This window comes from Marinomonas sp. ef1, assembly GCF_002806845.1.
Taxonomy (GTDB): Bacteria; Pseudomonadota; Gammaproteobacteria; order Pseudomonadales; family Marinomonadaceae; genus Marinomonas; species Marinomonas polaris.
Genome location: NZ_NHTT01000019.1, coordinates 20,798 through 43,408 on the forward strand (window position 1 = coordinate 20,798; position 22,611 = coordinate 43,408).

Consider the following 22,611-nt stretch of genomic DNA (forward strand, 5'->3'; position numbering starts at 1 on the left):
GATAAATTAGCTGGTAGATTATTCGCCTTTAAGCTTGCCCGCCTGAATAGCGGTAATAGCAATGGTGTAGACGATATCGTCGACCAACGCACCACGAGACAAGTCGTTAACAGGTTTACGAATGCCTTGCAGCATAGGTCCGATGCTAACTACATCGGCACTTCGTTGAACGGCTTTATAGGTGGTGTTGCCAGTATTTAAATCTGGGAAAATAAATACAGTGGCTTTACCAGCTACTTTGCTGTTTGGCGCTTTTTGCTTGGCTACTTTTTCCATGATTGCAGCGTCGTATTGTAGTGGTCCATCAATTAACAGATCAGGCCGAAGTCTTTGCGCAATCGCGGTAGCTTCTCTGACTTTATCAACATCGTTACCTGTACCAGAACCACCAGTGCTGTAGCTAATCATGGCGACTTTTGGGGTAATGCCAAATGCTGCAGCAGAATCAGCACTTTGAATGGCAATTTCTGCGAGTTGCTCAGCCGTTGGGTCTGGGTTTATAGCGCAGTCACCATAGACCAATACTTGATCCGGCAAACACATGAAGAAAATCGACGAGACAAGATTTGAATTAGGTGATGTCTTTATTAATTGCAGGGCAGGGCGAATGGTGTTGGCAGTAGTGTGCACAGCACCTGAAACCAAACCATCAACATCGCCAACTTGCAGCATCATGGTACCCAATACAACATTATCTTCAAGCTGTTCACGAGCAACAATATCAGTAAGTCCTCGACTTTTTCTCAACTCAACCATCGGTGCTACGTAGCGTTCACGAATGCTGTTCGGATCGAGTATTTCAACACCATGACTTAATTCAATACCGTTGTTTTGAGCAATACGGAGAATCTCGGTTTCGTTACCTAATAATGTACAGCGAGCAATGCCACGCTCCGCACATATAGACGCCGCTTGAATGGTGCGAATCTCTTCACCCTCTGGAAGAATGATGCGTTTATTCAAGGAGCGAGCGAGCTCAATCAAACGGAATCGAAACGCTGGAGGAGATAGTTTTCTTTCTTCTTGGTTCAAGGCAAAAGAGTTGATCCAATCGTGATCTATACAACGAGCAATATGCTCTTTAACCATTAAGACTCGCTCTTTATCATCAAGTGGAATCTCTTGGTTAAAAGATTGCATATTAATAACGGTTTCCCAGCTGTTAGATTCAACAGAGAGGATTGGCAATCCTTTTGCCATGGCTTTACCACAAAGCGCCATCAGTGCTTCACTTGGCTGATAACCACCAGTAACCACTAGTGCTGCAATTTTAATATCATTAAGCGCTGCAATAGCTGTCGCCATGATGATGTCAGTACGATCACCGGGAGTGAATACTAAAACACCTGGTCGTAATGCTTCTAGCATATTTTCCACGCCGCGAGCACATAGTGTGTAAGATTGTACTCGCCGAGATTCGATTTCACCCGCATTGATAATACGAGCACCAAGAAAGTCAGCTACATCTTTAACACGAGGATAGGTCAGTTCGTCCGCTTTCGGTATTTGACCTAGCAGACTAAAGTTGCGTTTGAAAATTCCTCTTTGGGCAAACAAATCGCCGTAGGATTTAACGCCCAATGACCCTGGTGTGGTTTTATTTAAAATACAACCAATAACATCGTTGGCCTTTATGCCACCGTAAGAGCCTGCGGCAATCTCAACATGATGTTCAAGTTCGTTAACTCTCATGTTGTTTGGCGCAGTGACTAAAACTAAGCCAGCGTCTAGTGTTCTAGCAATGGCTTTATTTAGCCTTGTTGCATATGGGTGTCCGGCGATCTGCGCAAGACCTTCTACAATAACCGTTGAATCTGGTTCAACACTTGCTTGAAAACGGCCAACAATTTCTTCCATGAGTTCGTCGATATTATCGTTGTACAAATAACGTTCAGCTTCATGAAGCGGAATTGGCTCAGCAGGTGTTAGTGTTGAACCTTGCGCAACCATAGCCGTTGATTTGTCTGGTCCTTTATCTCCTGGTTGAGGCTGGGCGATAGGCTTGAAGAAACTGGCTTTTAATCCCTGCTGTTCAAGTGCGCGGACAAGACCTACAGAGACGGATGTTAGGCCGACACCTGGGCCCGTAGGAACGGTCATGAGTACATTTATTGACATATCTGATGAATCCTAAATTAGTCCATTATGGTTAGCATAGTTTCGATCAATGCTGAATTAAGCTTATAGTATCTAGTGCGATCATTAGCTCTTCGTTAGTAGGTATAATCCATACATTCGTATTGCTGCTATCAGAGCTAATATTTATCGTTTCGCCACGAGGTGCATTTTCATTTAATGTTGAGTTTATACCGATATTCAGTGCTTTCAAATGATTGCAAATGACTTGGCGTAAATAGCTTGAATTCTCACCGATACCACCAGTAAAGACCAAATGATCAATACTTTCTAAAGTTGTTGCCACACTTGCTAAATGTTTGGCAGTGCGGGCTGCGAACATGTCTAAAGCCAGTTTAGCTCTAGGGTCACCAGATTCCATTGCTTCTTCTAATGTTCGACAGTCATTAGAAATTTCTGATACACCAAGTAGACCACTTTTTTTGTTTAGAATATCAAGCGCTGCGTCAGCGGATATATTTTCAGCTTGGCTAATAAAAGACAGCAGGCTTGGGTCGAGGCTTCCTGAGCGAGTGCCCATCATTAAGCCTTCTAATGGCGTGATGCCCATGCTGGTATCAGATGATAGACCTTTGTTTATTGCGCAAGTACTGGCTCCATTGCCCAGGTGAGCAACAAGTACGCCTTGTTGATCACTGCCTTTCGCAATTTGCGCTAACCGCTGACTAATATAGCGATAGCTAGTGCCATGGAAGCCATACTTGCGAAAATGATGTTCTCGATAAAAATGCATTGGAATAGGGTACAGGTATTGTTCTGGTGCCAGAGTTTGATGAAATGCAGTATCAAAAACAGCTACTTGAGGCAGTCCTGGGAAAAGCTCAAAAGCCACTTCCATCCCTTTTGCGTGAGCAGGGTTATGTAGTGGCGCAAATTGGGCGCACTCTTTAATACTATCTATGACATTTTGATTGATTAGTGCAGATTCACTAAAATTTTCACCGCCGTGTACAACACGATGACCTATGCCTGCTAATGAGCTTTCAATGATAGGGTGATTGCTAAGCCAATCTTTTATGTGAGCTACAGCATTTTTATGGCTGCCATCTTCTAGTTGAATAACATTTTTCTGCCCTTCAAACTTAAAGGTGATGCTACTCTCGTCCGAACCTAATCTTTCTGCGATACCTTCGACTAGAGTTTTTTGTCCAGCATTGGCAAGAATGGCAAATTTTAAAGAAGAGCTGCCGCAGTTGATGACTAAAATACTATCTTTCATAGTTATTCCTGAGATACGCGCAAAGACAGGTCTATTGCTTGGATGTGTTTTGTTAGGGCTCCAATGGATACAAAATCAACGCCTGTTTCAGCTACCTTTAATAGACGATCTTTGTCCATGTTTCCTGATGCTTCAAATTTAACTTGACCTTTGAAGTCTGAAACCGCTTTGCTCATATCTTCATACGAAAAATTATCTAGCATAATGATATCTGCGCCAGCAGCGACTGCCATGGCAACTTCTTCTAAATTTTCTGTTTCTACTTCAATGGTTTTACCTGGCGCGATTTTTTGTGCCATGCTGACAGCGTTGGCAATTGATCCTGTGGCCATGATGTGATTTTCTTTTATCAAAAATGCATCATATAACCCCATTCGGTGATTTTTCCCACCGCCAACAGTTACCGCATACTTCTGTGCTCGGCGCATGCCTGGTAGTGTTTTTCGTGTATCCAAAATGGTTAATTGCGTGCTTGATACGATTTCACTGTATTGGCGAGTCACCGTAGCAGTATAAGAAAGTGTTTGTAAAAAATTTAGAGCAGTGCGTTCACCCGTTAGGATTGTTCTTGCATGACCTTTAATAGTCAAAAAAGGTTTGTTGCTTTCCAGCGTATCGCCTTCATTATTATGCCAAGTGAGAGTAGTTATGTTTCCTAATTGAGCAAATACTTCGTTTACCCAAGCTTGACCGCATAGGACAGCAGGTTCTCGACTGATAACCGTTGCTGTAATTTCTTGATCGTCAGGGATAAGTTGAGCTGTTATGTCCCCGGAGCCTATGTCTTCTTTTAATGCAAACGTAACTTGCGATTGGATGTGCTCGGATAATAGAGCGTTCAGAAGGGTCATGTACTATCCTAATTTTGCCAAGTAAATAAAGAGTATTGTAGCGTTATATTGGTAATGCGTCAGTGTTGATTTTTTTATATTCATTGATTTGCATGGTCTTTCTAGACAGAAAAGAGCATAAATTTAGAATTTGTAAGTATAGATCTAGCTTTTTAAATGGAACTTCTTGCTTAACTGGGCACTATTTTTGTGTTTCTACCTGAGGCGGACTTAAGAGCGGATTAGTCTCTATAGAGCTAATAATGTGATACAGATTATCATTTTTTGAATAGTATATTGGCTTTGATACTGTGTATTCTTCGCTGTCTGAAGCGAAACATAGGATTCATGCAGTTTATACATCTCATATCTCTGGTGAATTTTGGTGGGGCGCCTTAAGCTTTAAGGCATTTATTATGGAGTTTTTACCTATTTTTATCTGTTTTTAGATGAATTCTAGGAGATTTAAAAGCTTCAAAAGTGCTTTGAGTACTTCAATCTTTATTTGGGTGGCTAGGCGATCTCTTGATTAGGTGTTAATCTAACGCCCGAATTAGATGCTTCTGATATGTAAAAAAGCCTTGTTTAGCGTAAGGTTTTAGTAAAATATCTAGAATGCAAAATCTTAGAAGTGCTCTATCTATGCGCATTCTAAGTAAATGACTTTGATTTTTTACATGCGTTTAGTAAGGCTATTTGTATGTGGAAATTTAATGTTGGGTTTGATGAACCAAACCCAAATTGGAAGCGAACTGACTAGATTTTTAGTGGTCGATGCAATGGAAATAAAATTAAAACAATAATAATTGCCATTGGAACGGATAAAAACGACGCGTTTTAAAACGTAATATACAGTGCGTCGTTTTATCCTAGGTCGGCTGGAACTTAATGGCTATTCATATGAGTTCCGACGGTTCGTTTAAGTAGCCTCCAAGGCTTAAATACACATAATGTCCTTGGTAGGTTAGTATCTGTTCTAATAGCGGGAGTTATTAACACGATGACTGAGCAGCATATTCTCGAAGACATCGATCCAATTGAAACTAAAGAGTGGGTCGATGCGCTTGAGTCTGTCCTTCGCGAAGAAGGTCCTGATCGCGCGCAATACATTTTAAATCGTTTGACGAATGAAGCTTCAAAAGCTGGTACGTCAATGCCGTCGTCTATTACGACTGCATACCGGAATACAATCGCTCCTGAAAATGAGAAGCCATTGCCGGGTGATGTATTTATGGAACGTCGTATACGCTCTATAATTCGTTGGAATGCATTGGCTATGGTAATGAAGGCAAACCGTGTTGATTCAACACTTGGTGGCCACATTACAAGCTTCTCTTCTGCAGCAACGCTTTATGATATCGGTTTTAACCACTTTTTCCGTGGTAATGACGGTAAACAACAAGCGGATATGGTCTTTTTCCAAGGTCATATTTCCCCAGGGATTTACGCGCGTTCATACATTGAAGGGCGTTTGACAGACGAACAGCTTGATAACTTCCGTCGTGAAGTGGATGGCAAAGGTATCTCTTCTTACCCGCATCCTTGGTTGATGCCGGATTACTGGCAATTTCCTACAGTGTCTATGGGTCTTGGGCCATTACAAGCGATTTACCAAGCGCATGTGATGAAGTACCAACATAGTCGTGGTCTTATTGATCAAGGCGACCGTAAAGTATGGGCGTTCCTTGGTGATGGTGAATGTGATGAGCCAGAATCTTTAGGTGCAATCGCTCTTGCGGGACGTGAAAATCTAGACAACCTTATTTTTGTGATCAACTGTAATCTACAGCGTCTTGATGGCCCTGTACGTGGTAACAGTAAAATTGTTCAGGAACTTGAAGGTGTGTTCCGTGGCGCTGGCTGGAATGTCATTAAGTGTCTATGGGGTCGTCATTGGGATCCTCTTTTCGCGAAAGATCACAACGGTTTGCTTGTTAAACGTATGAATGAAGTTTGTGATGGTGAGCTTCAGAACTACAAAGCAAATGGTGGTGCTTATACTCGTGAACATTTCTTCGGCAAATATCCAGAATTGCTAGAAATGGTTAAAGACATGACTGACGATGAGATTATGAATCTTAATCGCGGCGGGCATGATCCTTACAAAGTTTACGCAGCGTATTCCGAAGCGACTTCTCATAAAGGTCAACCGACTGTTATCTTGGCGCAAACCGTTAAAGGTTACGGCATGTTTAAAGCGGCTGAAGCGCAAAACACTGCGCACCAAACGAAGAAGTTGGATGAGGAATCTCTTGCTCAGTTCCGCGATAAATTCGGTATCCCTATTAGCGATGAAGAGCTAAAAGACTTACCTTATTACAAGCCAGCTGAAGACAGTCCTGAAATGCAATATATGCGCTCTCGTCGTAAAGAGTTGCATGGCGCTTTCCCTATTCGTAACCATGATTGTGAAGCGCTTGAAGTGCCTTCTTTGGAAGCATTCAAATCTCAGATCGCGGGAACAAATGGGCGTGAAATTTCTACAACTATGGCGTTTGTGCGTGCACTGAATGTTATGGTTAAAGATAAAAACATTGGTGAGCGCGTTGTTCCAATCGTTGCCGATGAAGCCCGTACCTTTGGTATGGAAGGTATGTTCCGCCAGCTAGGTATTTATTCATCTGAAGGTCAGCGTTATACGCCTCATGACCATACTCAGATTATGTACTACAAAGAATCTTCTGACGGTCAGATTTTGCAAGAAGGTATCAATGAGCCAGGTGCATTCTCTGCATGGTTGGCATTGGCTACGTCTTATGCAAACAGCGCTCTTCCAATGATTCCTGTTTATATTTATTACTCAATGTTCGGTTTCCAGCGTATTGGTGACTTGGCTTGGGCGGCAGGTGATTCACAGGCGCGCGGTTTCTTGATTGGTGCAACAGCAGGTCGTACTACGCTAAATGGCGAAGGTTTGCAGCATGAAGATGGTCATTCCCATATTCAGGCTGGTCTTATTCCAAATTGTGTGTCTTATGATCCAACTTATTCATACGAAGTCGCTGTTATCGTGCAAGATGGCTTGCGTCGTATGTATAAAGAAAAAGAGAGTGTTTTCTATTACCTAACAGTAATGAATGAAAACTACACACACGAAGATATGCCTGAAGGTGTTGAAGAAGGCATTATCAAGGGGATGTACAAGCTTAAATCTCATGCTAAGAAAGCCAATAAGAAACAAGTTCAATTGCTTGGTTCTGGCGTTATTCTTCGTGAAGTTGAAGCTGCTGCAGAGATCCTATTTAATGATTTCGGTGTTAACTCTGATATATGGAGTGTAACGTCTTTCAATGAGCTGCGTCGCGAAGGTCTTGATGTAAGCCGTTGGAATATGCTTCACCCTGAGTCAGAAGCTCGCAAATCTTATGTTGAATCTTGCTTGAATGGCAATGGCCCTGTGATTGCATCTACCGACCATATTAAATTGTTCGCAGATCAAATTCGTCCATTTATAACAGGTACATACAACGTACTTGGTACTGATGGTTTTGGCCGCAGTGATACTCGTGCTCAATTGCGTCACTTCTTCGAAGTTAACCGCTATTGGGTAGTAGTTTCTGCCTTGAATGCATTGTCAAAAGACGGTGTGATTGATGCATCTGTAGTTAGTGGAGCAATTGCTAAGTTTGGTTTAGATCCTGAAAAGCCAAACCCTGTAACGTGCTAATTACCTGACAAGCTAGGTATCTGGCTTAGTGTATGTTTGTAGCTAAGCTAGATAAGTTTTTAAGTTTGATGCGTCTATAAGACAAAGGAGATTTCTGTGAGTACTGAAATCATTCGAGTACCGGATATTGGTGGTGCGACTGATGTCGAAATTATCGAGATCAGTATTAAGGTTGGTGACATTATTGAAGTGGACCAATCTATTATTGTTTTAGAAACAGATAAGGCTTCCATGGATGTTCCATCTTCCATGGCTGGTAAAGTAAAAAGCATTTCTGTGAAAGAAGGCGATAAAGTTTCTGAAGGTGATGAGCTTCTTGTTATTGAGGTTGAAGGTGCAGAAAAATCCGCTCCTGAAACGCCAGTAGAGGCTTCTGCGCCAGCAAAATCTGCCGAGAAGACTGCTCCAGCTTCATCATCTTCTAGTGAAGAAAAAGTTTCTGTGCCTGATATTGGTGGTGCGACTGACGTAGAAGTTATTGAAGTCTGTGTTGCTGAAGGTGATATGGTTGAAGAGGGTGACTCTTTGATCGTTTTGGAAACTGATAAAGCATCTATGGATATACCTTCGCCGTTTACAGGCAAGATCGGTAAAATTTCGATCAAAGTAGGTGATACTGTTTCTGAGGGTGCTGACATCCTTATGTTAATAACTGAATCATCTACGCCTGCAGCTTCAGAAGAAAAAGCGGAAGCACCAAAATCTTCAGCGCCTGCGGCTGCAGCGCCTGTATCTGGTGGTGTTGAGACTGTTAAGGTTCCTGATATTGGTGGTGCGGAAGGTGTAGAAGTTATCGAAGTTGCTGTAGCGGCTGGTGATAAGGTTAAAGAGGGCGATTCTATTATCGTTCTTGAAACTGATAAAGCTTCCATGGAAATCCCTGCGCCGAAATCAGGAACAGTTAAATCTGTTTCTATTAAAGTTGGTGATAAGGTTTCTGAAGGTCATCTTGTTCTTGAGCTTGAAGTGGAAGGTGGTTCTGAAGTTGCGGCGTCTGCGCCGGTTGCTGAAAAAGCGGCTCCTGCTTCTGCTGAAGCGCCTAAAGCTAGTACTGCAAAAGCAGCTCCTGCGGCGGATCAATCTGCTGTATTGTCTGAACCTTCCAAGAAAGTTCACGCAGGTCCAGCGGTGCGTATGCTTGCTCGTGAGCTAGGTGTTGATCTATCTCTTGTTCGTCCTACTGGCCCTCGTGGTCGTATTACGAAAGAAGATTTGCATGCCTATGTGAAAGCTGCTGTACAAAAGGCTGCATCAGCTCCAGCGGGTGTTGCAACAGGTTCTGGTCTACCGACTGTGCCTGATCAAGACTTTAGCAAGTTCGGTGATGTCGAAGTTGTTAAGATGAGTAAGATTCAACGTCTAACTGCTCAAAACATGGTTCGCAACGCACTTGTTGTGCCTCAAGTTACTCAGTTTGATAAAGCTGACATCTCTGATCTTGAAGACTTCCGCAAAGGCTTGAAAGGTGAAATGGAGAAACAAGGTGTTAAATTGACGCCACTTCCATTCCTGATTAAAGCGGTAGCGCAAGCTATGGTTGCGAATCCAAGCTTCAATGTGTCGCTAATGGCCGATGGTGAAAGCTATGTTCAGAAGCATTATGTACACATTGGTATCGCTGTAGATTCTCCTGCTGGCTTGGTTGTTCCTGTTTTGCGAGATGCTGATAAAAAATCAGTTATTCAAATCGCTAAAGAAGCGAGCGAGCTGATTAAGAAGGCGCTTGATAAGCAACTTAAACCTGCCGATATGCAAGGTGGTTGTTTTACTATTTCTAGTTTGGGTGCAATTGGCGGTACTGGATTTACTCCTATCGTTAACTGTCCTGAAGTAGGTATTCTTGGTGTTTCTAAAGCAGACATCGAGCCACGTTGGAATGGTAAAGAATTTGAGCCTCGTACAATGTTGCCATTGTGCTTGTCTTATGACCACAGAGCTGTGAATGGTGGTGATGCTGGTCGTTTCATGACCTTCTTGAACTCATTGCTAAGTGATGTGCGTCGCTTGTCTCTTTAATGAGTCACTTTGGTGAATAGCTAAATAAATAAAAAGCCGCTTACAAAGCGGCTTTTTTTGGTCTATAACTTTTTGATTTTAGTGTTTTTTTTCGGTTTAGTATTTTTGGTTCACTAAGTAATTTTCTTATGTACTGGGTAGGTTGTTAACAGCCTGCATCAAGGCAGATTTTCGTGAGTCGCAGAACGCATTGTGTGGCAATCGGTTTAATACGCCCAATTTTTCAAGTCGTTCTGTGGTTTGTCCGTTGGGACTAAATATATAAACGGCACAATCTGCTTCTATAGCGTCTTTGATGGCGTTTTCTAATGCAAGACCAATAGTTAGGTCCATCATAGGGACTGCGCTCAGATCTAATACTACAGCCTTATAGTTATGTATCCGATTGTGGTGTTTTGCGATGGCCTTACTTGCGCCAAAAATCATTGGTCCGGACAAATAGAAAAGTAATACTTTTCCGTCTGCTTGATCTAGTAATGATTTTTCTTCCTCAGATAGTGGGATGTCATCATCAGCATCACTGATTGCTTTTACATTTCCTGATTGTAGTCGGCTGAGTTTTTCTATTGTCATTATGTTGGCTATAAAGACGCCGATTCCTACCGCGACCATAAGGTCAACAAACACGGTTAGTGCCATTACGCCATACATGATTATGGTTGGCGAGAGGGCAACTTTGTGTGCGCGCTTCAAGAAGCTCCAATCGAGAATATTAATCCCTACATATAAGGCTATGCCAGCAAGCACGGCCATTGGGATCGGGCTGATTAGCTCTGATGCTCCAAGTACAACCAGTAAAAGAATTAAAGCTCTTGTGATGCCTGCAAGTGGTGATTTGCCACCGGACTGTATGTTCACCACGGTTCCCATAGTGGCACCAGCGCCAGGAAGGCCGCCAAGCAGGCCCGAGAAGAAGTTGGCTGTGCCTTGACCGATAAGCTCTCGATTCGAATCGTGCTCTTTGCGGGTTAGGCTATCAGCAATGACGGCTGTTAACAGAGTATCAATACAACCTAAAGTGCCAAGCACCAATCCATTGATGATCATTTCAATAAATACTGAACGTTCAAAATGAGGCCAGTGGATAGATGGTAAGCCAGATGGAATAACACCGATACGACGTACATCCGAGTCACTAAATAGCACAACAGAAACAAGAGTTATTGCGACTAAAGCGACAAGTTGGGGAGGGATGTAGCGACGCCAGTGCTTAGGAAGATAAAATAATACGCCTAATGTTAATAGGCCTAGAAATAATTCGGAAAACTTCAAGTTAACAATAAGGGTTGGTAATGCAGTCAAGGTTCCCATTACGCCGCCAGATGGCGATGCGTGTCCTAAGAAAGGGGCAATTTGTAAGATGATTAAGATAATGCCGATGCCAGACATGAATCCTGAGATTACGCTATATGGCATGAGTGTTATGTATTTGCCTAACTTCAGATAACCTAATGTGATTTGGAATAAACCGGCGATCATAACTACGGTAAAAGCCATCGCTATACCGCCTTCTGGACTGCTAGCCATCATACTGGTCAATACCGCAGTCATGATGACGGTCATTGGCCCAGTTGGCTCTGAGATTAGGCTGGTAGACCCACCAAAAATCGCAGCAAATAGGCCGACGAGTATAGCGCCCCAGAGTCCTGCTTCTGCACCTGCTCCTGAGGCAACGCCAAACGCTAATGCGAGAGGTAGCGATACAATAGCGGTGGTTGCGCCGCCGAATAAATCGCCTACAAGAGTCCAATCTTTAAAGCGAGAAAAATCAATGATCATTGTTTTTTTACCTGTCCGTTATTTATGTTCAAATCAATCCGTTGAAATAATCCATAGTGCTCTTTTTGCAAAAGAGCCCGCATAATGCGGGCTCTTTGTTTTTTCCTAGAGAGAAGCTGTAGGTTTTATTCTACATTGGCTTCTGAAATTGATTCAGAGCCTTTTTCTTCTTCTCGAGCAATCCTAGGGTCGTTTTTCACACGACCTGCTGATGCACGTCGACGTGAAGTCGCAGCATTGCGTTTTTCTTCTTGCTCTAAACGAAGCTTCTCTTGCTGAGCCAAAATAGCGGCTGGTAATTCTACCGGTGCTTTGGCTTCTATGTTTGCTTGTTTAGTGGCTGGTTTGCCACGTCCACGGCGAGGAGTTCGAGTTGAGCTACCTGCAGTGTTTTGTACTTTCTCTTCTTCCACTTCTTTGGTTTCGGAGGAGTTCACGGCTGCAGTTTCTGAGGTGACTGGATCAGTCGTAGCTTCAGTAGCTTCTTGTGTAAGCTCTATTGCTGCAGTCTCGGCTTCTACTGTTGATGGTTTTTCTGGTGCTTCGGTTTTTATCTCTTCCGTTACACTTGCTTCTTCCATTAGTTCTTCAGTCGAGGTTGCTACTTGAATCTCTGCTGTAGAAGTTGCTGTTTTTGGTTCCGCTTCAGCTTGTTCTGCGTTGGTTTCTTCTGTCGTAATTGTTTCAGCTTCCGGTGTCTCTTGCGCAATTTTACGCATTTGAGCTTTTACTGACATCTTAGGTTTTGCAGGTTTAGCTTCAGGAGATTTTTCTTTAGTTTCTTCTGTTGCTTGCTCGGCATCAGTAGATTCTACTTTCTCAGCTTCAACAGCTTCAACAGCTTCAACAGCTTCAACAGCTTCAACAGCTTCAACAGCTTCAACAGCTTCAACAGCTTCAACAGCTTCAACAGCTTCAACAGCTTCAACAGCTTCAACAGCTTTATGCTCATCTTTTGTAGAGGATTCTGATGTTGTGTCTGCTGATTTTGCTTCGACTTCAGTTTTTGCATGCTTAACGTCTGAAGTGATTGATGCTTCTTCTGTTTGCGCCACAGTAACTTCAGTAGATTGTGCTTCATCGTTTTCAGATTCAACATTTTCTTGCTGTACGTTGTTTTCTTCTTTTTGCGGGCGACGTGAACGACGTGAACGACGTGAACGGCGTTGAGGCTCATCACCGTTTTCGTTGTTTTCCACTTCAGCATTTTGAGCAGCTTCTACCAGAGCGGCATCTTCTTGCTCTTGTAGTTTAGTAGCTTCTAGTGCTTCGTCTTTTAGTTTGCCGTTGCGACGACGGTTATCATTGCGATCGCGTTTGCGTTCTTTAACTTCAGGAACTTCTTTCTGTGGTTGGCGCGGAGTAGCTTTTACAGCAGCTTCTTGCTTCTCAACTCTTGGTTCTTGAGTTTCTTGTTTATTGCCACGGTTGTTGCGACGGTTGTTATTACTTCCCTTGGTGCTGGCTTCGGCTTGCTCTCGGCGAGATTGACGAGTAGAGCGATTTTTTTCAGCTGCATTGTTGTCATCACGGTCCGCATTTTGATGCTTAACATTGCGTTTGTTTCGGTTTACACGATTGCCGTTAGGCTTGCTTGACGTATCACGATCATTTTGTGAAGGCGCTACAGGAGGCGTTTTGCTAACGGTTTTTTGTTTTGGCTTGCTTTGAGTTTCGCCAAACAATGCCGTCATGAAGCGTTTAAACAAACTTGGCTTGTTTTGCGCATTTTTGATTGCCTTTGGCGCGACGGCTGCTGCTTGTGCTGGTGCCGTGTGCTCAGGAGCTGGTGCTTTAGGTGCAATACTGGTTACGGCCGCTTGTGGGCGAACATTTTCATTTGCTTTGCGAGGCTCATATGGCGGCTGCTCTGGTGTCTCTACCAATGTGTAGCTGTTCTCATTTTGCATAACAACTGTACTGTCATCACGAATACGCTCTACTTCAAAGTGTGGCGTTTCCATATGAGGATTTGGTACAAGAATAATATGAACATTGTTACGTTTTTCAATTTTAGCAATGTTAGTGCGTTTCTCGTTTAATAAGAAAGTTGCAACAGATACTGGTAAAACGGCACGAATTTGAGCTGTGCGCTCTTTAGAGCATTCTTCTTCGATTAGGCGAAGTACAGAAAGCGCTAGAGATTCCACGTCACGGATGAATCCTTGGCCATTACAGCGAGGGCAAACGATACCACTTGTTTCACCAAGGGAAGGGCGTAGGCGCTGACGTGACATTTCCAGCAAACCGAAGCGAGAAATGCGGCCAAGTTGAACGCGAGCACGATCCGCCTCTAGAGCGTTCTTCATGCGGGTTTCAACTTCTTTCTGGTTGCGTACTGGTGTCATATCGATGAAGTCGATAACAACCAAGCCGCCAATGTCGCGAAGGCGTAATTGGCGAGCAATTTCGTCTGCGGCTTCTAAGTTGGTTTGTAATGCTGTTTCTTCTATGTCTCCGCCTTTTGTGGCGCGAGCCGAGTTAATATCGATAGAAACTAAGGCTTCTGTCGGATCGATAACAATAGAGCCACCAGAAGGCAGGCGGACTTCACGCTGGAAAGCCGTTTCGATCTGAGTTTCGATCTGGAAACGGTTAAACAGAGGAGTTGAGTCGGTATACATTTTAATGCGCGACTTAAAGTGCGGCATTACTTGCATGACGAAGTTGATCGCGTCTTGGTAGGCGCTTTTCTCATCAATCAGTACTTCGCCAATGTCTTCACGTAAGTAATCGCGAATGGCGCGGATAACGATGTTGCTTTCTTGATAGATTAAGAAAGGAGCAGGTTTTTCAGATGCGGCTTTAGTAATGGAAGACCATAGAGTATCAAGGTAATCCAAATCCCACTGCAATTCTTCAGTTGAGCGACCAACGCCAGCAGTACGAACAATAAGGCCACCATTTTCTGGCGTGTTCAAACCTGACATAGCTTCTTTAAGGTGTGATCTGTCATCACCGTCGATACGACGAGATATGCCACCAGCGCGAGGATTATTTGGCATCAAAACCAAATAACGACCTGCTAAGCTAACGAAAGTGGTTAAAGCAGCACCTTTATTGCCGCGTTCTTCTTTATCCACTTGAACAATCACTTCTTGACCTTCGCTTAACACATCTTTGATGTTAATTCGGCCTTCATGGTTCGATTTTTTGGAAAAGTAGGTCTTGGAAATTTCTTTTAAAGGTAAGAAACCATGGCGATCTGCGCCGAAGTCAACAAAAGCAGCTTCTAGACTCGGCTCAATGCGAGTGATGCGGCCTTTATATATATTCGACTTCTTCTGTTCGCGTGAACCGGATTCGATGTCTAGATCATATAGACGTTGTCCGTCTACTAGGGCGACGCGCAACTCTTCTTGTTGAGTTGCATTAATAAGCATTCTAATCATTATATGTGTGAACTCTGTTAGCTGATTACGAAAGAGTCACAACAGTGATAGGGTAACCATTAATAAATCTGACTCAGAATTAGAGCAAGTCATTCAGTGTTCTCTGGCGAGAGGAGTACGCGATTCGTTTATTTTATTTTAAACGCTTTTATGCGGTCGCTGCCGTGATCAATACTAAATAGTCTCTTTAACCGGTCTCGTTTCTTTGCTTTTACGAAACAACGCGAACGCGCGGCCTAGCAATTTTAATGAGAGTTCCTTCCACTGAAGCGGATTTTTCCGAATCATGCGGTTTATTATTTAAGATTAACTGTTACAGAGGTAAGATAGGGGGCCAAAGTGTCGCTTCGGCAATTGTCATTCAATTCTTGCATCTTATCTTCGAGGTGTTTTGTTGCCTCTTACCCTTTGCGAATGTGAATATAACAGTAAAAACTAAGTGCTTCAATTATAAAGGAAACCAATCTTAGCTTATGTCGGACTCAGAACTAAAATCAGCAGAGCGTCCCGCGGTTCGTTACGTCACGATTGACGACAATAATACGGGTCAGCGAATCGATAATTTTTTGGTTACCTTTTTAAAGGGTGTTCCGAAAGGCAAGATTTACAACTTACTTAGGAAAGGGGAAATACGCGTCAATAAGAAGCGGACCAAGCCTGACTATCGCCTTCAAAATGAAGATGTTGTACGTATTGCGCCAATTGTTATTGCGCCAGAATCCGACAAGCCTGTCTTGTCAGATCGCCTTAAAAGCGAGATAGAATCACGTATTGTCTACGAGGACAAGGGGTTGATCGTCATTAATAAACCTTCCGGCTTAGCCGTTCATGGTGGCAGTGGTTTGAGTTTCGGTCTGGTTGAAGTTATTCGCCAAATGCGACCGCTAGAGAAGTTTATTGAGCTTGTTCATCGACTTGATCGTGATACTTCTGGTCTGATCATGGTCGCTAAGAAGCGCGCAGTCCTCAAAGAATTACATACAGCATTACGCGAAAAAGAAGGCGTACAAAAAACTTACCTTGCATTGGTTTATGGCAGCTGGCCTAAAAGAAAATTGCAAGTTAACGCCCCTTTATTAAAAAATGAACTGCAATCTGGCGAGCGCGTTGTAAGAGTACACACTGACGGAAAAGAGAGTTTGACTCGGTTTAAGTTAGTTCGACAGTTTGAAGGCTATAGTTTGGTTGAGTGTGAGCCGGTAACAGGGCGCACACACCAAATTCGGGTTCATACTCAATATGCTGGCTATCCGATTGTTGGCGATGAAAAATATTCTCCAGCGGAGTCTTTAAAAGAAACAAAGGCCCTTGGTTTTAAACGCTTGTGTTTGCATGCGACTCGCCTGGATATAATGTTGAACGGCGAACGTATGTTGTTTGAAGCCCCACTCGATAAAGAATGGCAAACCTTGATGAATGAAAACTTAACAGGAATTTTTTCCTAATCTTTTTTCATTATTGATTTCAATTATTGATCTAAAAAAGACTTGCTGATGCAGGTCTTTTTTTTACCTTACTGTTAGTGAATCTTGCTTCTGTGATGTGTATCACCTTTTTTTAGTACTGAATGCTTTAACATAGAGGAATGATTCCCTTGTCTTCAATAGGGAAACTTTTTTCTAAGATGAAAGGATTTTTCATGAAAACCCCAGATATTCGGATCATTCCGGGACTCATTTCTGTTTTTATCACGCTGTTAATCTGGTTTATTGCGCCTGTGCCCGATGGTGTATCTGCTAATGCTTGGCATTTGCTAGCTTTATTTGTTGGTACTGTGGTTGCCATTATAGGGAAGGCGATGCCAATTGGGGCTCTCGCGATTTTGGCGATTACTCTAGTGGCGCTAACTGGTGTTACTAGTGATACGCCTGCTGGCGCGATTAAAGACGCATTGAGTGGCTTTTCGAATTCTCTAATTTGGTTGATCGGTATAGCGATTGTTATTTCACGAGGCTTAGCAAAAACAGGGCTTGGAAACCGTATTGGTTACTACTTTATTTCTTTGTTTGGTAAAAAGACCATTGGTATTGGCTACGCTTTGGCTATTTCAGAATTGGTTATCGCACCGGTAACACCGAGTAATACCGCACGGGGTGGTGGTATAATTCATCCAATTATGAAATCCATTGCTACTAGTTTTGGCTCTTCGCCAGAGGAGGGAACCTCTCGTAAGATTGGTCATTATCTTGCTTTGGTTAATTACCATATTAACCCCATTACCTCGGCTATGTTCATTACAGCAACCGCACCCAATCCCCTAATTGTTAAATTAATCTCTGACGCCACTGGCGCTAATATTAGCATTACTTGGGGAACATGGGCGCTAGCGGCACTTTTGCCAGGCTTGGTGTGTATTGCACTTGTGCCTTTGGTTGTTTATGCCATTTATCCTCCCGAGATTAAAAGTACACCAGATGCAAAAACTTACGCAAAATCTCGACTCGCCGAAATGGGGCCTATGTCTTATGGAGAAAAAGTCATGGTGGCGGTGTTTGCTCTTTTACTTATTCTTTGGGCTGGTATTCCTGCGATGTTGTTCGGTGCAGACTATGCGGTGAATACAACGGCGGTAGCATTTTTAGGCTTGTCTGTTTTATTAGTAACAGGTGTTTTGAGCTGGGATGACGTGCTCAAAGAAAAATCCGCTTGGGATACGGTTGTATGGTTCTCCGCCTTGGTGATGATGGCCACTTTTTTGAATAAGCTTGGTTTGGTGCAATGGTTTTCGACTGTTGTTGAAAGTAATATTGAACACTTCGGATTTGATTGGGCTATTTCTGTCGTCATCTTAGTCGCAATTTATTTTTATGTGCATTATTTCTTTGCAAGTACGACCGCGCATATTACCGCCATGTTTGCGGCTTTTTATGCCGCAGGTTTGGCGTTAGGTGCACCACCTTTGTATCTTGGTCTGTTACTGGCTGGCGCGTCTTCCTTGATGATGTCATTGACTCATTACGCGACAGGCACATCGCCGATTATCTTTGGGTCTGGTTATGTCTCGATGGAAGATTGGTGGATCATGGGCTTTATTATGAGTGTCGTGAATTTAGCCGTATGGGGTGTTGTCGGCGGCTTATGGTGGAAGGTATTGGGTTACTGGTAATGAAAGCTTCAAATAAAAACAGTCACCTATTCGGAATGAATTAGGTGACTGTTGGTGATCGTTTTTCCTCCAGAATTGACTGGATGGTGATTAGATTTTAAAGCGATCTGTTAGTGATTTAAGTTGATGACTTAATGCTCTCAAGTTGCTAACGGCAGCAACAGATTCGATAGAGCCTTCAGTGGTTCGATCTGCTAACTGACGGACATTTTCAACACTGCGATTGATCTCATCAGACACTTGAGATTGCTCTTCCGCTGCGGTAGCTATTTGATTGTTCATATCTTGGACATAGCCAACTTGTTCGCTTATGTTTGCAAAAAGAGCCAAGACCTCTTTCGCTTGTTCGGCATTTTTAGTAGACAAATCGCGGCTTTTAAGCATTTTATCCAGAGACTCCTGGGCGCCATTTTGCAGTTCGACAATTAAGTCCTCAATCTCTTTAGCTGAACTTTGGGTTCTGCTGGCTAGACCACGCACTTCGTCAGCCACAACCGCAAAGCCTCGTCCGGCTTCACCAGCTCGCGCTGCTTCAATTGCTGCGTTAAGAGCAAGTAAGTTAGTTTGTTCAGCAACCGCTTTAATAACTTCTAATACGTTTCCAACGTTATCAGTACGTATTTTAAGTTGCTCCATTGCTTTACTAGTTACAGTCAAGTCGCTAGCTAACGATTCGATTGATTTCGCTGTGTCTGATACCTTCAAATTGCCTTGGTTTACTATGTTGTCGGTTTTAGTTGTTGCTTCTGCCGCAGTTTCTGCATTACGAGCAACTTCAGATACCGTTGATGACATTTCATTTATCGCTGTGGCAACTTGATCCGTCTCGTCTTTTTGAGACTGCATCATGGTTTGGCCTTGCTTTGAAATCGCTTCTAATTGCTCACTGGTTGAGCTCAGGTTTAGGACACCAGTAATCACTTCAGAAATGAGCTTGTTTAGAGTCCGGCTCATGACTCCAATGTTGTTATAAAGTTGACCTAATTCGTCTTTGCGGTCAGTGTTTAATATCTGAGTTAAGTCACCATCAGAGATTTTCTCAACCGCAGTCATAACCTCATTCATTGGTTTTATAATCATATGACGGATCAGCATAGCAAAGAAAATACCCATCAGAATAGCGATGGCGGTTACTGTGATTAGGAGTGTTGAAACTTGATCGCCATCCTCTTTACTTTTTTGTTCTTGAAGTAGTGTTATTGAATCAATTTTATCGTTCATATCCGCTGACAAAGCCATCAGATTTTTTTGCGCTCTTATAAGTTCAGCATTAACGGTTGGGTTGCTTTTTCCAAGTTCTTCGTATCCGTTTAAAAGAGACAGTATTGTTTGTTTTTTGTCCTGAAGATCGTTTGATAGCTGTAGGCTTTTTGTTTGGTTAATAATGGCTTGGAACCTTGTGGTGACAAGCTCAGTAGGTATATTTTCTTTCTTGATAACATAATCATTTATCTCAGATGTCAGTGCATACCAGCTGTTTGCAACATCCAATGCAGTGTTCATGTTCTCTATATCATTTTGCTGGCGAAGCTGTTGAATTGTTTGATCATATTGATTAAATATATTGCGGCGTAACTTAGTCGCATTATCGTCAATTGCTTCCCAGTTTTTTCGGGCATCAGTAAGATTGGTTAGTGCTTTTTTATACTCTAAGAGATTTTGCTCTGTTAGTTTTACTAGTTCTCTAACATCTGAACCGTTGTATAAATTTTTACCTTCCTTTAAAAAGTCAGCGAGCACTTCTGTACGGCGAAGTAACTCATCTTTGTCCTTTGCTGAGCCTGACGTTACATAAAGTTCTCTGGCTCTTTGCATTTCAACAACCGTATCGTCTAAATCGTTCGATAAACGAACCTTATCCGCTCTACTTAGTAGAGTGTTTACACCTGAAATACCGACTATTCCAACAATAAGAGCAAGTATTAATACTGACCCAAAGCCTAAACCAAGTTTAGTGCCGATGAGTCTGTTTTCTAGAAATTTTTTCATGAGAATGCTTCCTTAGCTATTCTTTGGGGTAGAAGGGGTATAGAGCGGTTAAATATTATCCTTATTATTCATGTAACCGTTTTCTTGGTGGTTATCATAACGGGTATGCCTAGTCTCAATAAACAGTAAAAACGTGCATAAAATAAGATGTTTCAAGGTTTTGGTTATGATTGTAATGCAGTACTTTGATGTGTATCGTTTATGTATTAATTCGTTTATGTATTAATTCGTTTTTGGTAGTGGTAGGGTGTCGTTCCTAGTGCTTTTTTAAAATGATTGTTCATATGACTTTGATCGAAGAAGCCGCATTCTGAGGCGACGTTACTTGGTTGATCACCATTTTTGAGTAAAGTTTTTGCCTTTTGTAGCCGAGATTGAATCTGATATTGGTGAGGAGTGAGGCCAAATGATGCTTGGAATTGGCGAATGAGATGATATTTACTCATACCCACTATTCTTGATAAGTTTTCTAGGCTAATTTCCTGGCTGGCATAAGCATGAATGTACTCTTTCGCAATTAGTAATGACTTATTTGCCTTTTTCGAAGGAATGACTGAGCTGTTGGTTTTACTATTGAGAGTTAATTGTACGAAAAAATTATAAACTGTTGTTTCTATGGTTAGCCTTGATGGCTTATCAGCGAGAGAGCGGAATATGAGGTTAAATAGTTTTATAAGCTTTTCGTCATTAATAATCGGACGATGGAAATAGGGTGCGTTTTTTGATTTGAATGTTAAGTCACTCAAAAGATCATCAAAAAGCTCTGGGGTTGGGTACATGGCTCGATACCCCCAGCCATTTTCTGAGGCGGGTCCACCAGTATGGGCAGTATCTGCATTCACAATAACTAAACTACCCGCACCAGAAGTGTGGTTTTCTCCTTGGCTGAAAAAACTTTGTGCCCCATGTTCAATGACGCCAATAGCGTAACCTTCGTGTATATGTTTTGAGAAGTGCTGATTTTTGAAGTTTGCTCGAACACATTCAATCCCATCGTAACAATCCAGATTAAAGAAATGTGAACCGATTTCCGTTTCCATAAAATGTCCTTTGGGTTGTTGAGATGTTATAAAAACGCAATTTTATCCTATAAGCAAATATCTCTATATAGATAATAGATTCTTGCTTTATATAGGAGGATTTATGTTTGATCTTGGTGGCGCTACTGTTTTGTATTACATAGCAATTTGTTTGGTTGCGGCAGGGACGCCAGGTCCAGGTACGCTTGCTGTATTGAATTCTGCTTTGTACTTTGGGGTAAGGCGAACACTGCCTTTAATGTTAGGCATTGTATTTGGTTTGGGGGTTGTTGCGGTGGCAACTGTAACGGGCCTAAGCGAGTTAGTTTTGCACTCGACGTTGGCTTTTGCTGTAATCAAGTATGTTGGCGGTTTGTATATCGGCTATTTGGGAATTCGTATCTTATGGCCTTTATTTAACAGTAAACAAGAAGAGGTGAAGTCACAAAAGCCCGGGAAGAAAATGACATTCGTAACGGGGGTTATTCTGTCTATTTTTAACCCGAAAACCTTAGTTGTTTTCACCGCTCTGCTTCCTGCTTTTATTCATCAAGAGAGCAGCGTGATTTCACAGACAGTTAGCCTTACTCTGATTTTGTTGCTTTGTACTTTTCTTGTGCATTTAACCTACAGTACGTTGTGTGGTTATGTGTCTGATTTCTTTGTACGACATATGATGTGGGTAGATGCCATTACAGGGTCGATGTTTGTCTGTTTTTCAATCGCTGTTTTGTTGTTGTCTTAACATGTGTTTATTATGATGAATAACTAGATGAATGCATCAATTAAGTAAGGAGTAATACTGTGACGGTAAAGCAATTTTGGATCGATCCTTATCAGACTGAATTGACGACAACTATTACTCATATTGATGGTAATCAGATTCAGCTCGCAGAAAGCATTTTTTATGCTGAGTCTGGTGGCCAAGAAAGTGATTCGGGAAGCATTGCTGGTTATGAAGTCATTAAGGCGGAAAAAATAGGTAAATCTATTCTTTATACTCTTGCTGCAGACCCTGATTTTAACGTTGGTCAATCTGTATTTGTGAAAATTGATTGGCCTCGTCGATATAGTTTGATGCGTTTGCACTTCGCCGCGGAAGTGGTTTTGGAATTATTTTACAAAGCACTGCCAAATTTAGAGAAAATGGGTGCGCATATTTCAGAGACTAAAAGTCGGATCGATTTTGAATGGCCAGAAAGTATTTCTTCCATGCTGCCAGATATTCAAGCTCAAGCTCAGTTGTTAATTGATGCAGATTTGCCCATCGAAAAAGGTTTTTCGGATGAGCAAGCAGATCGTCGATATTGGAAGCTTGATGGCTTCGCACAAGTTCCTTGTGGTGGAACTCATGTTAAAAGCACGATAGAACTTGGAAGTATCAAATTAAAAAGAAAGAACGTCGGTAAAGGCAAAGAACGAGTAGAAATTTATTTGGTTTGAGTGCAGGTAATAGAT

The 22,611-nt window shown here is 42.3% G+C and carries 13 protein-coding genes; 6 read left to right on the plus strand and 7 right to left on the minus strand.

What is annotated here, in order from left to right:
- Positions 1-18 precede the first annotated feature (18 nt).
- Genes pta through nadC form a run of 3 tightly spaced genes read right to left on the minus strand, consistent with a single transcriptional unit; the run spans position 19 to position 4,206 of the window.
- A complete protein-coding gene (pta, locus tag CCS02_RS19815) occupies positions 19-2,118 on the minus strand; it encodes a phosphate acetyltransferase (RefSeq protein WP_072841731.1) in 2,100 nt (699 codons plus the stop codon).
- 46 nt (positions 2,119-2,164) lie between these two features.
- Positions 2,165-3,355, minus strand: a complete 1,191-nt coding sequence (locus CCS02_RS19820) for an acetate/propionate family kinase (RefSeq protein ID WP_100185892.1) — start codon at positions 3,353-3,355, stop codon at positions 2,165-2,167.
- Between the two features lie 2 nt (positions 3,356-3,357).
- Entirely contained in the window at positions 3,358-4,206 is an 849-nt protein-coding gene (nadC, locus tag CCS02_RS19825) for a carboxylating nicotinate-nucleotide diphosphorylase (RefSeq protein ID WP_100637496.1), read from the minus strand.
- 979 nt (positions 4,207-5,185) lie between these two features.
- On the opposite strand from nadC, the gene aceE reads away from it, so the two are divergent.
- Together aceE and aceF are read left to right on the plus strand one after the other, a co-directional pair.
- A complete protein-coding gene (aceE, locus tag CCS02_RS19830) occupies positions 5,186-7,852 on the plus strand; it encodes a pyruvate dehydrogenase (acetyl-transferring), homodimeric type (RefSeq protein ID WP_100185890.1) in 2,667 nt (888 codons plus the stop codon).
- 96 nt (positions 7,853-7,948) lie between these two features.
- Positions 7,949-9,868 carry a dihydrolipoyllysine-residue acetyltransferase gene (aceF, locus tag CCS02_RS19835; protein WP_100637497.1) on the plus strand — a complete coding sequence of 640 codons (1,920 nt, stop codon included), beginning with the start codon at positions 7,949-7,951 and terminating at the stop codon, positions 9,866-9,868.
- 126 nt (positions 9,869-9,994) lie between these two features.
- Here aceF and CCS02_RS19840 read toward each other — a convergent pair whose 3' ends face one another.
- Together CCS02_RS19840 and rne are read right to left on the minus strand one after the other, a co-directional pair.
- Positions 9,995-11,647 (minus strand): SulP family inorganic anion transporter, encoded by a 1,653-nt coding sequence (locus tag CCS02_RS19840; protein WP_198515426.1) that lies wholly within the window; start codon positions 11,645-11,647, stop codon positions 9,995-9,997.
- Positions 11,648-11,772: 125 nt separating this feature from the next.
- Positions 11,773-15,039, minus strand: a complete 3,267-nt coding sequence (gene rne / locus CCS02_RS19845) for a ribonuclease E (RefSeq protein ID WP_100637498.1) — start codon at positions 15,037-15,039, stop codon at positions 11,773-11,775.
- A 473-nt stretch (positions 15,040-15,512) separates the two neighbouring features.
- On the opposite strand from rne, the gene rluC reads away from it, so the two are divergent.
- Positions 15,513-16,484 (plus strand): 23S rRNA pseudouridine(955/2504/2580) synthase RluC, encoded by a 972-nt coding sequence (gene rluC / locus CCS02_RS19850; protein WP_072841722.1) that lies wholly within the window; start codon positions 15,513-15,515, stop codon positions 16,482-16,484.
- Between the two features lie 194 nt (positions 16,485-16,678).
- Complete coding sequence (locus tag CCS02_RS19855) at positions 16,679-18,145, plus strand: anion permease (RefSeq protein WP_072841720.1); 1,467 nt, start codon at positions 16,679-16,681, stop codon at positions 18,143-18,145.
- A gap of 90 nt (positions 18,146-18,235) precedes the next feature.
- Here the strand turns inward: CCS02_RS19855 and CCS02_RS19860 are convergent, their stop codons facing one another.
- Positions 18,236-20,134 (minus strand): HAMP domain-containing methyl-accepting chemotaxis protein, encoded by a 1,899-nt coding sequence (locus CCS02_RS19860; protein ID WP_100637499.1) that lies wholly within the window; start codon positions 20,132-20,134, stop codon positions 18,236-18,238.
- 215 nt (positions 20,135-20,349) lie between these two features.
- Positions 20,350-21,174, minus strand: coding sequence for an AraC family transcriptional regulator (locus CCS02_RS19865; RefSeq protein WP_100637500.1), 825 nt, complete (start codon positions 21,172-21,174; stop codon positions 20,350-20,352).
- Between the two features lie 103 nt (positions 21,175-21,277).
- On the opposite strand from CCS02_RS19865, the gene CCS02_RS19870 reads away from it, so the two are divergent.
- Both CCS02_RS19870 and CCS02_RS19875 read left to right on the plus strand, forming a co-directional pair.
- Positions 21,278-21,898, plus strand: coding sequence for a LysE family translocator (locus CCS02_RS19870; RefSeq protein ID WP_100185885.1), 621 nt, complete (start codon positions 21,278-21,280; stop codon positions 21,896-21,898).
- 59 nt (positions 21,899-21,957) lie between these two features.
- Positions 21,958-22,596, plus strand: coding sequence for an alanine--tRNA ligase-related protein (locus CCS02_RS19875; protein WP_100637501.1), 639 nt, complete (start codon positions 21,958-21,960; stop codon positions 22,594-22,596).
- The last annotated feature ends 15 nt before the right edge of the window (positions 22,597-22,611 follow it).